Annotated in this window: 17 protein-coding genes; 14 read left to right on the plus strand and 3 right to left on the minus strand. The window is 58.5% G+C overall.

Annotated features, from left to right (window positions below; all coding sequences use genetic code 11):
* The first annotated feature begins 7 nt into the window (after nt 1-7).
* Complete coding sequence (epmA, locus tag QPL94_RS09070) at nt 8-982, plus strand: EF-P lysine aminoacylase EpmA (protein WP_285356911.1); 975 nt, start codon at nt 8-10, stop codon at nt 980-982.
* On the opposite strand, the gene asd is transcribed toward epmA, so the two are convergent.
* Nucleotides 954-1832 carry an archaetidylserine decarboxylase gene (asd, locus tag QPL94_RS09075; RefSeq protein ID WP_285356912.1) on the minus strand — a complete coding sequence of 293 codons (879 nt, stop codon included), beginning with the start codon at nt 1830-1832 and terminating at the stop codon, nt 954-956. The genes epmA and asd overlap by 29 nt on opposite strands.
* Nucleotides 1833-2012: 180 nt before the next feature.
* Here asd and motA point away from each other — a divergent pair, with 180 nt between their 5' ends.
* Together motA and motB are read left to right on the plus strand one after the other, a co-directional pair.
* Nucleotides 2013-2864 carry a flagellar motor stator protein MotA gene (gene motA / locus QPL94_RS09080; protein WP_285356913.1) on the plus strand — a complete coding sequence of 284 codons (852 nt, stop codon included), beginning with the start codon at nt 2013-2015 and terminating at the stop codon, nt 2862-2864.
* A 29-nt stretch (nt 2865-2893) separates the two neighbouring features.
* Entirely contained in the window at nt 2894-3853 is a 960-nt protein-coding gene (gene motB, locus QPL94_RS09085) for a flagellar motor protein MotB (protein WP_285356914.1), read from the plus strand.
* 6 nt (nt 3854-3859) lie between these two features.
* Here the strand turns inward: motB and rsgA are convergent, their stop codons facing one another.
* Nucleotides 3860-4915, minus strand: coding sequence for a small ribosomal subunit biogenesis GTPase RsgA (gene rsgA, locus QPL94_RS09090; protein WP_285356915.1), 1056 nt, complete (start codon nt 4913-4915; stop codon nt 3860-3862).
* 137 nt (nt 4916-5052) lie between these two features.
* Between rsgA and orn the strand changes: the two genes are divergently transcribed.
* On the plus strand, nt 5053-5595 hold the full coding sequence (gene orn, locus QPL94_RS09095) for an oligoribonuclease (protein WP_285356916.1): 543 nt from the start codon (nt 5053-5055) through the stop codon (nt 5593-5595).
* Here the strand turns inward: orn and queG are convergent.
* Complete coding sequence (gene queG, locus QPL94_RS09100; RefSeq protein WP_285356918.1) at nt 5590-6654, minus strand: tRNA epoxyqueuosine(34) reductase QueG; 1065 nt, start codon at nt 6652-6654, stop codon at nt 5590-5592. The genes orn and queG overlap by 6 nt on opposite strands.
* 119 nt (nt 6655-6773) lie before the next feature.
* Here queG and QPL94_RS09105 point away from each other — a divergent pair, with 119 nt between their 5' ends.
* From QPL94_RS09105 to QPL94_RS09150, 10 genes are all read left to right on the plus strand, one after another.
* Nucleotides 6774-8360, plus strand: a complete 1587-nt coding sequence (locus QPL94_RS09105; protein WP_285356921.1) for an NAD(P)H-hydrate dehydratase — start codon at nt 6774-6776, stop codon at nt 8358-8360.
* The gene (gene tsaE / locus QPL94_RS09110; RefSeq protein ID WP_285356922.1) at nt 8360-8866 is read left to right on the plus strand and encodes a tRNA (adenosine(37)-N6)-threonylcarbamoyltransferase complex ATPase subunit type 1 TsaE; all 507 of its coding nucleotides are present in this window, start codon (nt 8360-8362) and stop codon (nt 8864-8866) included. The genes QPL94_RS09105 and tsaE overlap by 1 nt, the downstream gene beginning before the upstream one ends.
* Nucleotides 8867-8939: 73 nt before the next feature.
* Nucleotides 8940-10256 (plus strand): N-acetylmuramoyl-L-alanine amidase, encoded by a 1317-nt coding sequence (locus QPL94_RS09115; RefSeq protein ID WP_285357876.1) that lies wholly within the window; start codon nt 8940-8942, stop codon nt 10254-10256.
* Nucleotides 10257-10275: 19 nt separating this feature from the next.
* Nucleotides 10276-12183, plus strand: coding sequence for a DNA mismatch repair endonuclease MutL (gene mutL / locus QPL94_RS09120; protein ID WP_285356924.1), 1908 nt, complete (start codon nt 10276-10278; stop codon nt 12181-12183).
* A 7-nt stretch (nt 12184-12190) separates the two neighbouring features.
* Nucleotides 12191-13234, plus strand: a complete 1044-nt coding sequence (miaA, locus tag QPL94_RS09125) for a tRNA (adenosine(37)-N6)-dimethylallyltransferase MiaA (RefSeq protein WP_285356927.1) — start codon at nt 12191-12193, stop codon at nt 13232-13234.
* A gap of 40 nt (nt 13235-13274) precedes the next feature.
* Entirely contained in the window at nt 13275-13523 is a 249-nt protein-coding gene (gene hfq, locus QPL94_RS09130; RefSeq protein ID WP_007154829.1) for an RNA chaperone Hfq, read from the plus strand.
* A gap of 143 nt (nt 13524-13666) precedes the next feature.
* A complete protein-coding gene (gene hflX / locus QPL94_RS09135) occupies nt 13667-14965 on the plus strand; it encodes a ribosome rescue GTPase HflX (RefSeq protein WP_285356934.1) in 1299 nt (432 codons plus the stop codon).
* A gap of 78 nt (nt 14966-15043) precedes the next feature.
* Nucleotides 15044-16243 (plus strand): FtsH protease activity modulator HflK, encoded by a 1200-nt coding sequence (gene hflK / locus QPL94_RS09140; protein WP_285356935.1) that lies wholly within the window; start codon nt 15044-15046, stop codon nt 16241-16243.
* Nucleotides 16244-16245: 2 nt separating this feature from the next.
* Nucleotides 16246-17121 (plus strand): protease modulator HflC, encoded by an 876-nt coding sequence (gene hflC / locus QPL94_RS09145; RefSeq protein WP_285357878.1) that lies wholly within the window; start codon nt 16246-16248, stop codon nt 17119-17121.
* A gap of 183 nt (nt 17122-17304) precedes the next feature.
* Nucleotides 17305-18486 carry an ATP phosphoribosyltransferase regulatory subunit gene (locus tag QPL94_RS09150; RefSeq protein WP_285356937.1) on the plus strand — a complete coding sequence of 394 codons (1182 nt, stop codon included), beginning with the start codon at nt 17305-17307 and terminating at the stop codon, nt 18484-18486.
* The last annotated feature ends 26 nt before the right edge of the window (nt 18487-18512 follow it).

The raw sequence follows: 18512 nt of genomic DNA on the forward strand, positions 1-18512 counted from the left end.
TTCCGAAGTGAAAGCAACGCCTCCCTGGCAGCCTTCCGCGTCTCTGGCTGCTCTTGAAAGCCGTGCACGCCAGCTGGCCTGGGTGCGCGGCTTTTTTGCACAACGGGGCGTGATGGAGGTGGAGACGCCCGTGCTGGGTCGATACGGTGTTACCGACATCAACATCGACTGCATCCCCGCCAGTCCCACTCCTGTAGCGGGGGGCTTTGCGAAAGCCTGGCTCCAGACCTCCCCCGAATATCACATGAAGCGCCTGCTGGCCTCCGGCTCCGGGCCCATCTATCAGGTGGCGCGGGTGTTCCGGGACGGCGAATCCGGGCGCCGGCACAACCCTGAATTTTCTCTGCTTGAATGGTACCGGCCCGGGTTCACGGATTCCGATCTGATGGCGGAAGTGTCCGACCTGGTGTGCGGCTGGCTGGGTTGTGAAGCACCACACACGATGCGGTACCGTGAGGTTTTTCTTTGCTTTGCAGGCATTGACCCCTTTCTGGCCAGTGACAGTGAGTTGTCGGCCCGCTGCGAAAAGTGGATGGAGCCGGCACAGTTACGCGCCTTTACCCGGGACGATTGCCTGGATTTGCTGATGAGTTGCCTGGTTGAGCCGGCGTTGGCTGAAACCGGGCCGGTGTTTGTCACTGGCTACCCGGAATCCCAGGCGGCGTTGGCGCGTGTGTCAGAGCAGGGCGGTTTGCGCCAGGCGCACCGTTTCGAACTCTATGTGCGCGGGGTAGAGTTGTGCAACGGTTACTGGGAGCTTACCGACGGGGATGAGCAGCAGCAGCGGTTTGCGGCGGACAACCAGGCGCGACGTTCGGCTGGCAAGCCGGAAATGCCCGTTGACCAGGCATTTCTGGCGGCTCTGAACGCCGGCGTTCCGGACTGTTCAGGGGTGGCGCTGGGCCTTGACCGCTTGCTGATGCTGAAGCTGGGGTTGGATGATATCTCAGGGGTTATCGGGTTTCCTGCTGACCGGGCCTGATTTCTCCAAAGGCTGCTCCCATGCGCACCCTTCCGCCTGCTACCTGATCACTGTTCCAGGTGACAGCACCCTTGGGCATGACCATAACGACGGTCGAGCCCAGACGGAATCGCCCCATTTCCTCGCCTTTTTCAAACCGTATCGGAGTTTTGAGGCTGTCGTAGCGAGTTACGTCCACCTGACGTTTGCCCGGGGCCACGATGCCGGCCCAGGTGGTTTCGACACTGCCGACAATCATCGCACCCACCAGCACGAAGGCCATCGGGCCAGCTGCCGTGTCAAAAATACAGGCGACCCGCTCGTTCCGTGCAAACAGGTTGGGCACGTTTTCCGCCGTAGTGGGGTTTACCGAAAAGAGCTTGCCGGGGATATAGACCATCTCTCGCAGGGTGCCGGCCAGCGGCATGTGAATGCGGTGATAGTCCCTGGGGGCCAGGTAGATGGTGGCAAATTCGCCATCTGTGAAGGTGTTTGCCCGCTCCTGGTCGCCGCCGAGCAGTTCATTGAGGCTGAAAGACTGGCCCTTGGCCTGGAAGACCCGGCCACCGCTGATGTGGCCCAACTGACTGATAGTGCCGTCCACAGGACTCACCATGACGGAGTCACCGCTGTCCACTGGCCGTAGGCCCGGTTTCAGCTCACGAGTGAAAAAGGCGTTGAAGCTGGGGTAGGCGGCAGGGTCTGATTCAATGGCCTCGCTCATGTCTACGCCATAGCGGCCGATAAACCAGTTCACGACACGGTTCTTGAGCGCCGGAACGCTTTCGTTGTCTGCGAGGCGGCCGGCCAGGCGGGAGATGGTCAGCTGCGGTGCTACATACTGGCCCGTTACAAATAGCTTGTCGTACATCAGGGGTTATCCTTGGCGCTCAAAGGGGCAAAGTCTACCAAACCGCGCGGCGTGTATAGAAATTGTTTCACAGCTTCGCGGTTCCGACCGGTGCTTGCTATTATCTGTGCAAAGCGGAATGGCAGCCAGGCTTCAGTCGCGGTATCCCGATAACAATCACAGAAGGTATGTTCTCTTTCCATGCTACTCATAATCGGTGCAGTTGTTGTAATTGCAAGCGTCCTGGGGGGGTACGTTCTCCATGGCGGTAATCTCATGGTGTTATGGCAGCCCACCGAAATCCTGATCATCGGCGGCGCAGCGGTTGGGTCTTTCGTGATTGCAAACCCGTTGCACACCATCAAGGAAGTGGGCAAGGGTGTGCTTATCCAGTTAACCGGCTCTCCCTACAACAAGTCCTATTACATGGACCTGTTGAGCCTGATGTATGAGGTTTTCGACAAGTCCCGGAAGCAGGGCGTCATGGCCATCGAAGAGGACATCGACAATCCTCAGGAGAGCCAGATTTTTACCCGCTACCCGGCCATCATGAAATCCAAATACCTGCTTGCCTTCATGACTGACTACCTGCGGATCATCAGTTCCGGGAACATGGCCACCCATGAGCTGGAAGGCATGATGGAGAACGAGATTGACAGCCGCCAGCATGAACTGGAAGAGCCGGCCCATGCGGTCAACAAGATAGCGGATGCGTTGCCAGGCCTGGGTATTGTCGCGGCGGTACTGGGTATCGTTATTACCATGAATTTTCTGAGCGAGGGCCCCGAAAGAATCGGTCTCAGCGTGGCGGCTGCTCTGGTGGGCACGTTTCTGGGCATCTGGATGGGCTATGGCTTCGTCGGGCCCACGTCCATTGCCATGGAACACTCGGCCCGGTATGAGCTCAAGGCATATGAGTGTGTGAAATCCGCGATCGTCGCGACCGTATCCGGCCAGGCACCGCAAATGGCCATCGAGTTTGGCCGCAAGGCGTTGCCGTCCGACAAACGGCCGGGATTCCAGGAACTGAACGATCACGTGCGTTCAAAATAATCTGAACAAGAGCCGTCTGGAGCAGTTTCTTGGAAGATCAGCCAATTATCATAAAACGAAAAAAGAAAGTCGTCGCAGGGCACCATGGGGGGTCCTGGAAGGTGGCCTTTGCCGATTTTGCCACCGCCATGATGGCTTTCTTTCTCGTGCTCTGGCTGACCGCCACAGCCTCCCCGGAACAGAAACTTGCGGTCGAGGGTTATTTCAAAGACCCGGTCGGGTTTACCGAGGGCGGGTCCCCGAATCCTGTAGACCTCGAAGGCAGTGCGTCTGTCATCAACGAGAGCAGCGAGGATATCGAGCGCAGCGATATCCAGATTGAAGATCAGGTGGTTGAAGAACTGGCCCAGACCCTGGAGCAGCAACAGATGGAAGAGCTGTTTCAGGACCTGAAAGACCGGATTGAGCAGAACGAAACTCTGCAGGAGTTCAAGGACCAGCTGCTGATCGATATCACCAGCGAAGGTCTGCGGATCCAGATAGTGGACCGTTCCCAGCGGCCGATGTTCGACAGCGGGCGCGCCGAGCTCAAGTATTATTCACAGGATATCCTGTTCGAGCTGGCCAAAACCCTGAGTACAGTCAACAACAAGCTGAGCATTACCGGCCATACCGATTCCACCCCGTTCAGCGGTCGCCCCGGTTACACCAACTGGGAACTGTCGGCGGACCGTGCCAATACCGCCCGCAGGGCGTTGGTGGCGGGTGGGGTCCCGCAACAACAGATTGGCCGGGTAGTGGGGCTGAGCGACTCGGTATTATTTGATCAGGACGACCCTCAGGCCCCGGTTAACCGCCGTATTTCCATCATCGTGATGAACAAGAAAACGGCGGAAGGTATCCAGAGCAATGCTGGCAGGTCGAGCGAACCTTTGATTGACCTCACTGCGCCCTCTGAAGAGGAGCAGCAGGAGGCCATGGAGCGACTTGAGGGAGGCAGCTGGAACGAAGAGAAGGAAGAGCCGGAGCCCGGGGAGCTGAACTGGTAAGCCGGTTCAGTCAGCTTTCAGCCCCCGGGATTGCTGTTCCGCCATATCCTGCAGAATCCGATTGAAGCTTTTCATCCGTTCTACGCTTATCCGGCCGTCTTCCGCCGCCTGGGCAATGGCGCAGCCGGGGTCGCCCATATGGCTGCAATTGCGGAACTTGCAGTGACCGATCAGGTCTCGGATCTCCCGGAAGCCGTACTCGATTTCCTGGGGCGTCATGTGCCACAGGCCGAATTCCCGGATACCCGGTGAGTCGATCAGGTCGCCGCCGCAATCGAGGTGAAAAAGCCGCGCCGTGGTGGTGGTATGGATACCCTTGCCGGTGCTTTCCGAGATGGCGCCTACCCGGATCGATTCGTCGGGAAGCAGCGTCTGGATGATCGAGGACTTGCCAACTCCTGACTGGCCCACGAATACGCTGGTCTGGTCTTTCACCAGATCTTCCACACGAACCGCCTGCTCGCCTTCAAGGGTCTTTGCCGATGTGCGTTCTGTGCGGTAGCCAAGCTTTTCATAGCGAGCCAGCAGCTTGTCGATGGACTCCCGGTTCCGGTCGGTGATCAGATCGGTCTTGTTGAGCAGGATAATCACCGGAATATCCGTGCTTTCCGCAGCTACCAGGTAACGGTCAATCAGATTGTCGTGGGGCTCAGGCTCGGGGGCAATGACCAGGATAATGTAGTCGATGTTGGCCGCAACCGGTTTGAGTGCACCGAAGTTGTCCGGTCGTTGCAGCAGGGTATTACGGTCGCAGCGGGCCACAATTACGCCAGTGCCATCGCTGCCCGGCCGCCAGATCACCTTGTCTCCAGTCACCAGGCTGTCGATGTTGGCTCGCACGAAGCAACGAAGCACCTTGCCCGTTTCCTCGCCCTCCAACGCCTCTACGTCCAGTTGCTGGCCGTAATGGGCAATGACCAATCCCTGCTGCTCGGGACCCAGGTCACCGGCATCCAGTTTCTCACCGATGGATTCTTCTTTCCTCGCCGCCCTTGTCGCCCGTTCCTGCTGGATTTTCTTGATGCGCCATTGCTGCTGCTTGTTCAGTCGACGTTTAGCCATATCGTGGGTCGGTTTTATCCTGATGGAGAATGGTGATTGCTGTAACATCATACGTGATTCATCCACAATAGGCAGACTATGTGCAGCAACGGCGGGGCCGTTGCCCGACTCACGAGTGAACCGCTGGAGACTGCTGAATGCCAGAAGCCAACTATCTTGTCTGGATTGACCTGGAAATGACCGGGCTGGACCCGGAAAAAGAAAGGATCATCGAGATAGCGACAATTGTTACCGACTCGGATCTGAATACGATTGAAGAGGGGCCGGTTATTGCCGTACACCAGTCAGACAAGCTGCTCAATGAGATGGACGAGTGGTGCACCCGCACTCATGGCGAGAGTGGGCTGACCCAGAGGGTAAAGGATAGCAAGTTCAGTGAGATTGATGCCGAACAGAAAACCCTGGAATTCCTCCAGCGTTATCTTGAGCCGGGCCAATCACCCCTTTGCGGGAACAGCATTGGCCAGGACCGGCGCTTTCTGGTGAAGTATATGCCGGAGCTTGAAGCTTTCTTCCACTACCGTAATCTGGATGTCAGCACCATCAAGGAGCTGGCGCGGCGCTGGCGGCCGGATGTGCTGGAGGGGGTTAAAAAGAAGGGAAGTCATCTGGCCCTGGATGATATTCGTGACTCTATCGACGAACTGCGCCATTACCGGGAACACTTCTTCAAGTTATAAACCGTGTCGACCCAGGGCCCATTGCACGTGTTCCCGGACCATGTCCGACGGGTGACTGGCTCTCTGTTTCAGGGCCTCGATCACCGGAATGGTTGATGGGGCGTTGCCCAGGCCCACAGCCAGGTTTCGCAGCCATCCTTCGTAGCCGGTGCGGCGTATGGCGGAGCCTTCGGTGCGTTTGAGAAATTCTTCTTCGGTCCACAGGAACAGTGTCGCAAGCTCGCTGTTGTCCAGGCCATGGCGGGGCTGAAAATCCGGTTCGGCCGTGGGCCTGCTGAACTTGTTCCAGGGGCAGACCAGCTGGCAGTCATCGCAACCGAAGACACGGTTGCCCATCTTCGACCGCAGGTGTTCCGGAATACTGCCTTTCTGCTCGATGGTGAGATAGCTGATGCATTTGCGGGCATCCAGCTTGTGAGGGCCTTCGAAGGCGTCCGTGGGGCAGATGTCCAGACAGGCGGCACAGGTGCCGCAGTGTTCTTTTTCGAAAGGCGCATCGAGCGGCAACGGCGCGCTGGTAAAGATCTCTCCGAGGAAGAAGAACGACCCGGCTTTCGGATGAATCAGCATGTTGTTCTTGCCGATCCAGCCAAGCCCGGCACGCTGGGCAAGGGCGCGTTCGAGGACCGGGGCGCTGTCCACAAAGGCCCGGTAGTCGTAACCGGACACCGCTTCGTCAATCTGCTTTGCCAGGGTCGCCAGCCGTTTCCGCATCAGTTTGTGGTAGTCACGCCCGACTGCATAACGGGTAATATAGGCTTTCTCCCGGTTAGTGAGTACCCGCACGGGGTTGTCGGGCGCCGGGAGGTAATCCAGCCGAACGGAAATAACCCGACGGGTTCCCTCCACCAGGGAGGTGGGGGTGTAGCGTTTGTCGCCATGGTCCGCCATGTACGCCATTTCGCCGTGAAAACCTTCTCGCAGCCAGTTCTTGAGCCGCTCCCCGTGGATGCCGGTATCCGGCAGGGTGATACCCGCATCGCTGAAGCCCAGTTCATGGGCCCAGGCGCGGATCTGGCGGGGCAGATCGTCCAGTTTTCGGTCGGTTGAATCGGTCATTGAATGCCAGTAACGAAGTTTAATTTGATTAAGTTATGACCTTTTCCACTGTTTTGCTATTCTTTACAGGTATCTGGCCGTTTTTCTTAATCCGAATTCTGTAACGGGAGCGGACTTTCATGCCCCTGTCTGGTGGACACAGCTTACCAGAAGACCTCTACTCCGCCGATGCCGTGCGGGAGATCGATCGCTATGTGATTGATCAGCAAGGGGTTGACGGATTTGAGCTGATGCAGGCGGCAGCAGCCAGTGCGTTCCGGCGGCTGGTGCGTTACTGGCCGGAGCCGGGGCGGATTCTGGTGTTGTGTGGTGCCGGCAACAATGGTGGCGACGGTTATCTGGTTGCTGCAAATGCCGTTCGTCATGGTCTGGATGTAGACTGTCTTGCCGTCGCGCCCACTGAAAAACTGTCCGGCGACGCCCGCAAGGCATGGAAGAAAGCCGTCGAGGACGGAGTCCTTGTGCGGGAAATGGCGGACGTTGCTGACAGCGAAATCAGCGAACAGTTTGTCAGTGCCGGGCTGATTGTTGACGCCATGCTGGGCACCGGCGTTTCGGGTGCCCCGCGGGAGCCCTTTGCCGCCATGATTGGCCAGTGCAACCAGGCTGGGGCACCAGTACTGGCAATTGATTTGCCTTCCGGGCTGAACGCCACCACCGGCACTGTGGCCGGGGAAGCGGTCCGGGCGGCGGCAACGGTGACGTTTATTGGCCTCAAGGCCGGCCTGTTTACTGGCCAGGGCCCTGAGTGCGCGGGGGATGTTGCGTTTGAATCTCTGGATACGGATGACTGGGCCAGCGAGAGTGGACAGCGCCCGTTGGCCCGTCGCGTGGACTGGGCCGGTATTCGTAAGGCGATACCCCGGCGCCCGAGGGCTGCTCACAAGGGGAGTTTCGGGCATGTGTTGATTGTTGCTGGTGACCGTGGCTTTGGTGGTGCCGGCCTGATGGCAGCGGAGGCTGCATCCAGATCAGGCGCCGGCATGGTTACCCTGGCGACCCGCCCGGAATACGTTGCGCCTGCTCTGGCTCGTTGCCCGTCAGTCATGGTTCAGGGGCTGATTCACGGTTCTGAATTGCCGCCGCTGATCAGTGCTGCGGATGTGATTGTCTGCGGCCCCGGTATTGGCCAGGGTGCGTGGGGGCAGCAGATGCTCCAGCAGGTGGTGGCCAGCGGCAAACCCCGGGTGCTGGATGCGGATGCCTTGAACCTGATGGCGTCACGGGTTGCACAGCCGGCGGACAACCATATTCTTACCCCGCATCCCGGAGAAGCGGCGCGTCTGCTTGAATGCGGGGTAGGTGACATCGAGAACGACCGGGTACGGGCTGCAGAGAAGCTTCATCAGCTTTTCGGCGGCGTTGTCCTGCTCAAGGGCGCAGGTACGGTTGTGGCTTCCGGGGCAGGGGTGCCGGATGTTGTCAGTGGTAGTAACCCCGGGATGGCAACCGGTGGTATGGGAGATGTGCTTTCCGGAATATTGGGAAGCCTGTATGCGCAGCTTGAAGATCCTCATCTTTCCGCTTCGGCAGCCGCAGCACTTCATCTGGCGGCGGCAAACCGGGCTACGGAAACCCGGGGCTACATGGGGTTGCTGCCCATGGATGTCATTGAGGCTCTGCCGCAGGTGCTGGTGGAGTCAGAGCGAAAATCAGCGGGCAGGCAGGGTGTACGCGGAATGGCTGACGGCAGGGTTGAAGAGTAATGAACGTTGCAGTGGACGAGCTCAGGCTTTACCTGAAAAATGAGCTGGATACAGAACAGCTGGGCAGGATTCTGGCCGGGCTGGTCAGCGAGAGCGGCCAGGGATTAGTGGTGTTCCTGGAAGGGGATCTCGGTATGGGAAAGACGACCCTGAGCCGGGGAATCATGCGTGGCCTTGGTCATGAAGGCGCCGTCAAAAGCCCGACCTACACCATCGTTGAACCCTATGAACATTTGACGCCGCCAGCCTATCACTTTGACCTTTATCGGCTTGGTGATCCGGAAGAGCTTGAATACATGGGCATCCGGGATTATTTCCAGGGCCAGAATCTGTGCGTTATCGAGTGGCCCGGGCGTGGCCAGGGTATTCTCCCAGAACCGGATCTGCTGGTTCGTTTGGGTAAAAGCGGTGATGGGCGCAGAGCCCAGGTTTCAGCACCAACAACCCGAGGCGGCACTTTGCTGGCCCGGATTGGTGCTCAGTGGCCCCCGGGGCAGGGACATTAATCGTGTGTGATCAGTGCAGGTGTGCAGGATGATGAATATAAGAACGTTTTCCAGGTGGTTTCTTGCTGCGGGCATGGCGTGGTCATTGATGGTTCCGTTGGCGGCGATGGCGGGCGTCAGTGTGGAAAGTGCCCGGATCTGGCCGGCGCCGGACCATACACGACTGGTGCTGGACGTTGGCGGCAAGATTGATCACAAGGTATTTGCGCTCTCTGGTCCGTCGAGACTGGTCATTGACCTCAAGAATGCCAGCCTCAAAGCCGATTTTGACAAGCTTGATCTGTCCGGTAGTCCGGTTCGCCGGATTCGCAGTGCTCCCCGTAACGGCAATGACCTTCGGGTAGTCCTGGATCTCAAGAGTGATATCAAGCCACGGAGTTTCGAGCTGGAGCCGAATCAGCAATATGGCCACCGGCTGGTGGTGGATCTGATCGATGAGGGCGGTCTGAAGGCCCGGAAGCCTGCGGAGCCGACCATTTCCCAGAACAGCAACGGCAAGCGCGATATTATTGTGGTAGTCGACGCCGGCCATGGTGGAGAAGATCCCGGCGCGATCGGCCCTCGCGGCACGCGCGAGAAAGACGTGGTGCTGAAAATGGCCAAAACCCTGGCAGACCTGATTGAGGCCAAGCCCGGATATACTGCCAGGCTTACTCGTAACGGCGACTACTACATCGACCTCCGCAGTCGCACGTTGCTTGCCCGCAAGCACAATGCGGATCTGTTTGTTTCCGTTCACGCAGATGCGTTCCGTACGCCGCAGCCAAGGGGCGCCTCGGTGTTTGCGCTGTCGCAACGGGGCGCCACCAGTGAAACCGCCCGTTGGCTGGCGAAAAGCGAAAACCGGTCGGACCTGATTGGTGGGGCCGGTGGCGTTTCGCTGGATGGTCGTGACGAGATGCTGGCGGGTGTTCTGCTGGATCTTTCCATGACGGCCAGCATCAATTCCAGTCTTGGTGTGGGTAGCTCCATCCTTGGCAGGCTTGGCAGTGTGGCCAAGCTCCACAAGAAAGGCGTTGAGCAAGCTGCATTTGCCGTGCTGAAGTCGCCGGATATTCCGTCGATCCTTGTTGAGGCCGGGTTCATATCGAACCCCAAGGAAGAGCAGAACCTGTCCAGTTCCTGGTATCGCGAAAAGCTCTCCAGAGCGGTTTTCGAAGGTATCGATGACTATTTCCAGAAAACACCGCCCCCGGGTACCTTGCTGGCGTGGCAGAAACAGAACAGTCAGGGCGCAGGCAGTGTCAGCCAGTATCGCATCCGCAGGGGGGATACACTCTCGGGGCTCGCGAAGGAGAATCAGACAAGCGTCAGCGAACTGATGCAGTATAACGACCTCAATGATGACCGTGTTATGGTAGGGCAAACCATTCGTATTCCCGCATCCTGAAACGAGGTATCCCGGAAGCATGCCCTCCATTCGATTACTGACTCCGCGCCTGGCAAACCAGATTGCTGCTGGCGAGGTGGTTGAGCGCCCGGCTTCGGTCGTCAAGGAACTGGTAGAAAACGCGCTCGACGCCGGCGCCCGCCGGGTTGATATCGAGATCGAGCAGGGGGGTGTCAAACTCATCCGGGTTCGGGACGACGGCAGCGGTATCGACGAAGTCGATCTTCCACTGGCCCTCAGCCGGCACGCAACCAGCAAGATCGAGAACCTGGATGATCTTGAAGCCGTTGCGTCCCTCGGTTTCCGCGGTGAGGCCCTGGCGAGCATCAGTTCCGTTTCCCGGTTGGCGTTAACCTCGCGCACCGAACGCCAGGAAGCTGCCTCCAGGGTGGAAGTGGAAGGTCGCGACATGGATGCCAGCATCTCACCGGCCGCCCATCCTGTGGGAACGACGGTGGAGGTCCGGGATCTGTTTTTTAATACGCCGGCCCGCCGAAAGTTTCTCCGTACCGAAAAAACCGAATTCAATCATGTGGACGAGTGTGTCCGGCGTCAGGCTCTGAGCCGGTTTGATACCGGTTTCACGCTCCGCCATAACCAGCGGGTGGTCCAGAGCCTGCGGCCAGCGGAAAATCCCCTGGACCGTGAGCGTCGGATCGGTTCCCTGTGTGGGCAGCAGTTCATCGACAATGCCGTGGTGATTGATGCCGAGGCCACGGGGCTGAAACTCTGGGGCTGGGTAGCGCTGCCTACCTTTTCCCGCAGCCAGGCCGATCTCCAGTACTTTTTCGTTAACGGGCGGGTTATCCGCGACAGGCTGGTGGCCCATGCCGTGCGTCAGGCATACCGGGATGTGCTCTATAACAACCGTCACCCGGCCTTCGTGCTGTATCTGGAAGTGGACCCCGCCAATGTGGATGTGAATGTTCACCCCACCAAGCACGAGGTGCGTTTCCGCGACGGGCGTCTGGTTCATGATTTCATCTTTCGCACCCTTCACAAAGCGTTGGCGGATGTGCGCCCGGACGATCACCTGAGGGGCGCCGTGGCCCAGTCCCATGGGCGCGAATCTGGCGGGGTTTCAGGTGGCTATGGCACACAGGTTGCCATGTCAGACGTGAACCCTCAGCCGGCTCACGATCCGTTTGCTGGATCAGCGGGCCAGCAGCCCGCCGCTTTTTCGGGCAATCAGCGGCCACCGCAGCATGAATGGCAGGCCCGCGACCAGATGGCGTTCTACCAGTCCCTGAACCAGGGTGGTGGTGTCGAGCACCGGCCTGCCATGGCTGATACCGGCGAGTTGGCGGTCGCGTCACCAACACCACCTCAGAATAGTGGTGACGAACCGCCGCTGGGTTATGCCATTGCTCAATTGCATGGCATTTATATCCTTGCCCAGAGCCGCCAGGGCATGATTGTGGTTGATATGCACGCGGCTCACGAGCGCATCACTTACGAACGCATGAAGCGGGCACTGGAAGCCCAGGACCTCAAGAGTCAACCGCTTCTGGTGCCGGTGTCACTGGCAGTCAGCCAGAAGGAGGCAGCGCTGGCGGAAACCCATGGAGAGGAGCTTTTGCAGCTGGGTCTCAGAGTTGAGCGGATTGGTCCGGAAACCCTGGCGGTTCGCCAGGTGCCGGCGCTGTTACGGGGCGCCGACACCGAGCAACTGGTGCGGGATGTGCTGTCCGACCTGATTGAGAATGGCGAAAGCGACCGTGTTGAAGCCGTTACCCACGAACTGCTCGGTACCATGGCCTGTCACGGTTCGGTAAGAGCCAACCGGCAGTTGACCATCCCCGAAATGAACACCTTGTTGCGAGACATGGAGGCCACGGAGCGAAGCGGCCAGTGCAACCATGGCCGGCCAACCTGGACGGTGGTCACGCTGTCCGAGCTGGACAAACTGTTCCTGCGGGGGCGTTAACGTTTCCATGACGGCAATCACTGTTGATGGCGCCAGACCCCCCGCCATATGCCTGATGGGGCCGACAGCCTCCGGCAAGACCGATCTGGCAATCGAACTTTGCCGCCGTCTGCCCTGCGATATCGTCAGTGTTGATTCGGCGATGATATACCGGGGCATGGATATCGGTACCGCCAAACCTTCAGCAGAGGAGCTCGCCCGGGCCCCTCACCGGTTGATTGATATCTGTGATCCTGCTGATACCTATTCTGCTGCGGATTTCCGCCATGACGCCCTGCGTGAAATGGCCGAAATTACGTCAGCCGGCCGGATCCCGCTGTTGGTGGGCGGCACCATGATGTATTTCAAGGCCTTGCTCCACGGCATGTCCGATTTACCCTCCGCAGATCCCGGCATTCGGCAGGTCCTGGAACAGGAGGCGCTGGAAAAAGGGTGGGGTGCCCTGCATCGCGAACTGGAAGAGCAGGACCCGGTGGCAGCCAGACTCATTCACCAGAATAACCGGCAACGACTGGTCCGGGCCCTTGAAGTGATTCGTCTGACCGGGCGCCCGATTTCCTCACTATGGGAGAAGAAGTCCGGCAGCCAACTCGCCAGCGGCGATAACAACAGGGGCGGTGTTGAGGATTACACCTATTTTACCCAATGGCAGGCAGACGAAACGCCGACTCTTCCGTATACTGTGGTGCAGCTTGCGATGGCCCCTGCTGACCGGCGGGTACTCCATGAAAGAATCAACCTGCGTTTTCAGGCAATGCTGAGAGCCGGTTTTCTTGATGAGGTCAGGGCGCTGATGGCCAGAGGCGATCTGCATCCCGGCCTGCCTTCCATGCGTTGTGTCGGCTATCGACAGGCCTGGTCCCATCTGGCGGGTGATAGCGACTACAGCACCATGGTGGAAAAAGGCTCTGCCGCTACACGGCAGCTCGCCAAGCGACAGCTGACCTGGTTGCGAAAGTGGTCCGATTTGGACTGGCTGGACAGTGGCGACAAACTTATCTCAGACACTGCCTTGAAAATTATTGAATTTCGCACCACATTTAAACCTTGATAATGACGATCTGCCTTTACTTATAAACAGGAGAAAACACATGTCAAAAGGGCACTCTCTACAAGACCCTTACCTCAATGCATTACGCAAGGAGCGCATTCCGGTTTCCATCTTTCTGGTCAATGGCATCAAGCTTCAGGGCCAGATTGAGTCTTTCGACCAGTTCGTGATTTTGCTGAAAAACACTGTCAGCCAGATGGTCTATAAGCACGCCATTTCCACAGTGGTCCCTGCACGGAATGTTCGCATCCCGCCACAGGCGCCAGGTGGGGAAGAATCTGAGGACTGATTTACCCGGTAATGCCGGTATTACCACCCGCGCTCCCTATGGGCCTGAACTGGCCTGGAGGGCCGCGGGTGTTTGTTTTGTGCCCGGCTTTGTTGCCGGGTGTGTTGACTGTTATAACCTGACTGATCCGGAGTTTTTGCTACTTGTTTGAGCGTCCCGAGGTTGGTGAACGGGCGATTCTCGTTCACATTGAATTTTCTTCCGATGAAGAGTCCGAGGATCTGGGCGAATTTCGCGAACTGGTCTGGTCCGCTGGGGTTGAACCCGTTGGTGTTGTTACCGGCTCCCGGAAACAACCCAGTCCGAGGCTGTTTGTAGGCAAGGGCAAACTGGAAGAGATCCGTGATGCGGTGGCCGCGAACGAAGCCGACGTGGTTCTGTTCAATCATGCCCTGAGCCCCAGTCAGGAACGCAATATTGAGCGGGAGCTGCAGTGCCGGGTACTTGACCGCACCGGTGTGATTCTGGATATATTTGCCCAGCGTGCCCGCACCCATGAGGGCAAGCTACAGGTAGAGCTGGCCCAGTTGGAGCATATGTCCACCCGGCTGATCCGGGGCTGGACCCACCTTGAGCGGCAAAAGGGCGGTATCGGCCTGCGCGGCCCGGGTGAAACCCAGCTGGAAACCGACAGGCGACTGCTGCGAGAGCGGATCAAGTCCATCCACCGCCGGCTGGAAAAGGTTCGCAAGCAACGTAATCAGGGCCGCCGGGCCCGCAAGCGCGCAGATATCCCTACGGTATCGCTGGTGGGTTATACCAACGCCGGAAAGTCTACGCTGTTCAACCGCATCACCACCTCCACCGTATATGCGGCAGATCAGCTGTTTGCTACCCTTGACCCGACACTCAGGCGGCTGGAACTTCCGGATATCGGACCGGTCGTAATGGCCGATACCGTGGGGTTTATCCGTCATTTGCCCCACAAACTGGTTGAAGCCTTCCGCGCCACTCTGGAAGAGACCACGGAAGCATCCATTCTTCTGCATATCATCGACTGCCATGACAGTCGGCGCGAAGAGAACATGGAGCAGGTGGAAGAGGTGTTGACGGAAATCGGGGCGGACGAAATTCCTGTACTGCAGGTATTCAACAAGATTGATTTGCTGGACAATTTCGAGCCGCGAATTGAACGTAACGAAGATGGCATACCGGTGCGGGTCTGGGTTTCAGCGGTTACCGGGGCAGGCCTCGATGGACTGTTCGATACCATTGTGGAACGGCTCGCTGAAGATGTTATTCACCAATTTCTGGTGCTGGGCCCGGCTGATGGCAAGCTGCGGGCGCTTTTGCACCAGGCTGGGTCCGTGCTCAGCGAGAATCACCGGGATGACGGCAACTCGATCATCGAGGTGCGCCTTCAGTACCGGGACTGGTTACAGCTACTGAGCCGTGCTGACGTTCGGGAAAAAGACGTAAAGCTTGACGAACAACGTACATAGACAGGCTGTGCTATTGCCGGGGCGCTTATAAATCCCTAGTATTTGCAGCCATTCGACACGCTTGAAACGGAGAAAACTATGGCCTGGAATGAACCGGGTGGAAACCGCAATGACAATGACCCCTGGGGAACCGGTGGCGGTCGTGGCGGCAATGATCAGGGTCCACCAGACCTGGACGAGGCTTTGAAAAAAGGCCTCGACAAGCTCAATAAGCTGCTGGGTGGCAAGGGCAACAAATCCGGAGGCAATGGCAGCGGCTCGTCGTCAGGCGGCAGCGCCGGCGGTTTCGGTGCAATCCTCGCGCTCGCAGCCATCATTTTCGTTGGCTACGTGATCTTTCAGTCCTTCTACACAGTGAATGAGCAGGAACGCGCGGTTGTGCTGCGCTTTGGTGAGTTCAGCCGCACCGAGCCCCCCGGTCTGCGCTTCAAGGTTCCGTTGATCGACAACGTCAACCTGGTGAGGGTGACCAACGTGCGTAATGCGGAGTCCACCGGGCAAATGTTGACACAGGATGAGAATCTCGTGTCGGTGGATCTGCAGGTTCAATATCGCGTAGGGGACGCCAAGGCCTACGTGCTCAATGTCCGCGATTCCAACCAGGCACTGGCATTTGCGACCGACAGCGCACTGCGTCATGAAGTTGGCAGCTCGACTCTGGACGATGTGTTGACCGAGGGGCGTGCCGAATTGGCCGTTCGTGTCGAGCAGCGTCTTCAGACCTTCCTCGAAGATTATGGTACCGGGTTGTCAATCGTCCGGGTAAACGTCGAGAGCACCCAGCCGCCCGATGCGGTGCAGGACGCGTTCCGTGAAGTTCAGCGTGCCCGTGAAGACGAGCAGCAGCTCAAAGAAGAAGCGGAAACCTATCGTAACAAGGTGGTTCCTGAAGCCCGTGGCCGGGCCCAGCGCCTGACCGAAGAGGCCTCTGCCTACAAGGAAGAGGTGATCGAGCGCGCCCGTGGTGAAACCTCACGCTTCCTGGCGGTACTCGGTGTCTACGAGACAGCTCCGGAGGTCACCCGTGAGCGCATGTACATCCAGGCCCTTGAAGGTGTTCTGTCGAGAACCAGCAAGGTACTCGTCGACACCAAGAGCAGTGACAACATGATGTATCTGCCCCTGGACAGGCTGACGAATCGTTCTGGCACGAGCAGCGGAACTCAAAACAGTTCCGGAAGCTCTGGCAGCAGTGATGTCGACATAAAGACCCTGTCAGACCAGGTTATTCAGGAGCTGCGTGGCAGGCAGGATACTGGCGTTCGGAGGAGTAGATAATGATGGGACCCAAAAGCATTGCGGGCCTAGCAGGCGCCCTGATCGTCGTGCTTGTCGCGCTTTCCAGCGTGTACATCATTCCGGAAACTCACCGGGGCGTATTGTTGCGATTTGGCGAGTTGGTCGAAACCGACATTCCGGCGGGCCTTCACTTCAAAGTGCCGGTGGTGGATCAGGTACGGGAATTCGATATCCGGCTACTGACAACGGATTTGCCCTCGCGCCAGTATCTGACCATCGAGAAGAAGCCGCTGGATGTGGATTCCTACATCGCCTGGAAAATCCGCGATGTGGACCAGTTCTACCGGGCCACCGGTGGCGACGAGTACCGGGCGTCGGAACTGCTGATGTCCCGGGTGGACAACGGCCTTCGTGATGAGTTCGGTGTGCGCACCATGGTTGAGGTGGTTTCCGGTCAGCGTGACGAACTGATGATCGACTTGACGGAGCGCGTGAACGAAACGGCGCAGAACGAATTCGGTATTCGGGTGGTGGATATCCGCGTCAAGGCCATCGAGTTTCCGGGGCAGGTGAGTCAGAACGTTTATCGTCGTATGGCGACCGAGCGTGAGAAGCTGGCGCAGGAGTTCCGCTCCCGCGGTCGCGAGCTCGCCGAGGGTATCCGTGCGGATGCGGACCGTCAGCGCACGGTCGTTCTGGCCGAAGCGTTTGCCAAGGCAGAAGAAATGCGTGGTGAAGGTGATGCCCAGGCAGCCCAGATCTACGCCGATGCCTATGGTTCGAACAGCGATTTCTATAGCTTCTATCGCAGCCTTGAAGCCTATCAGAACACCTTTGCAAACGAAGACGACATCATGGTGATCGACACCGACAGTGAGTTCCTCCGGTTCCTGAAGGACCCCCAGGGAAGCCGCTGATTAGCCTCGCGGTGATGACAAAACCGGAATACCTCGGTATTCCGGTTTTTTTGTGCCTGCCAACAGTGTAAAATTCTGCCGGTTTTGGTTCGGGTTTTTATCATTCCCCGGACATCGCCCTAAATCCTGTGCAATCCCGTGGCCGCAGTTTTCGCTATGGGGCAGAACGGACAACCGAATCTCATGACAGTATCTGATCGCTGGCTACTGCCGGATGGCGTGGAAGATATCCTTCCGCCACTGGCTGGACAGATTGAGTCCCTGCGCCGGGACGTAATGGATACCTGCCAGCACTGGGGCTACCAGCTGGTTATCCCACCCCTGATCGAATACCTGGAATCGCTGTTTACCGGTACCGGACACGATCTGGAACTCCAGACCTTCAAGCTCACCGACCAGCTTACCGGCCGGATGATGGGGCTGCGGGCAGACATGACGCCCCAGGCAGCGCGTATTGATGCCCATACCCTGGGCCAGGAGGGCATAACCCGGCTCTGTTACGCCGGCCATGTCCTGCACACCCGCCCGCGTCATATGTTGACGGGCCGCACGCCCATCCAGGCCGGCTGCGAATTGTTTGGCAGTGCTTCTGAATCGGCAGACATGGAAGTGATCAGCCTGATGCTGGAAACCCTGCGGGTCTCCGGCCTGCCGCGAATTCATCTGGATCTGGCCCATGTAGCGATCTACGAGTCCCTGGTCGGCGAAGCCGGATTTGATCGTGATACCGGGGCGGCCATCTTCGATGCCATGGCCCGGAAATCGGTACCTGAGCTGGACGAACTGTTGGGCAATTGCGCGCCGGGTTCCGCCGGCAGCATGCTCAGGGAGCTGGCACGGGTCAGTGGCGGGCGGGAAGCGCTCGCCGAGGCCAGGCGCATTCTTGAGGGTGCACCGAAGCCGCTTGTTCAGGCCCTCGAGCAATTGGAACGGGTGGCGGAGATGCTGGCCGACAACTACCCGGAGGTGAGCGTCGGTTTCGATTTCTGTGAACTTCGTGGCTACAACTACCACACGGGCCTGGTCTTTGCGGCCTATGTGCCGGGCCACGGCGATGCGGTCGCCAAAGGTGGCCGGTATGATTCCATCGGCAGTGATTTTGGCCGCGCACGCCCGGCCACCGGCTTCAGCCTCGACATCCGCGCCCTGGTGTCCCTGGGGCAGCGTATCCGGCCAGCGGGCAAAGCAATCTGGGCCCCGGCAGAGCAGGATTCCGCCCTTGGCGGCGTTATCTCCGGATTGCGGATGACTGAAACCGTTGTCAGGGCCTTGCCTGAGGACGAAGGCGTTGATCCGCGGTCCCGCAATTGCGACCGGGTTCTGGTAAAGCGTGACGGCCAGTGGGTCGTGGAGCAGCTGGGCTGATACCAACTGGGCTGATGCCAATTGGG

The organism is Marinobacter sp. SS13-12, from assembly GCF_030227115.1.
Classification (GTDB): domain Bacteria; phylum Pseudomonadota; class Gammaproteobacteria; order Pseudomonadales; family Oleiphilaceae; genus Marinobacter.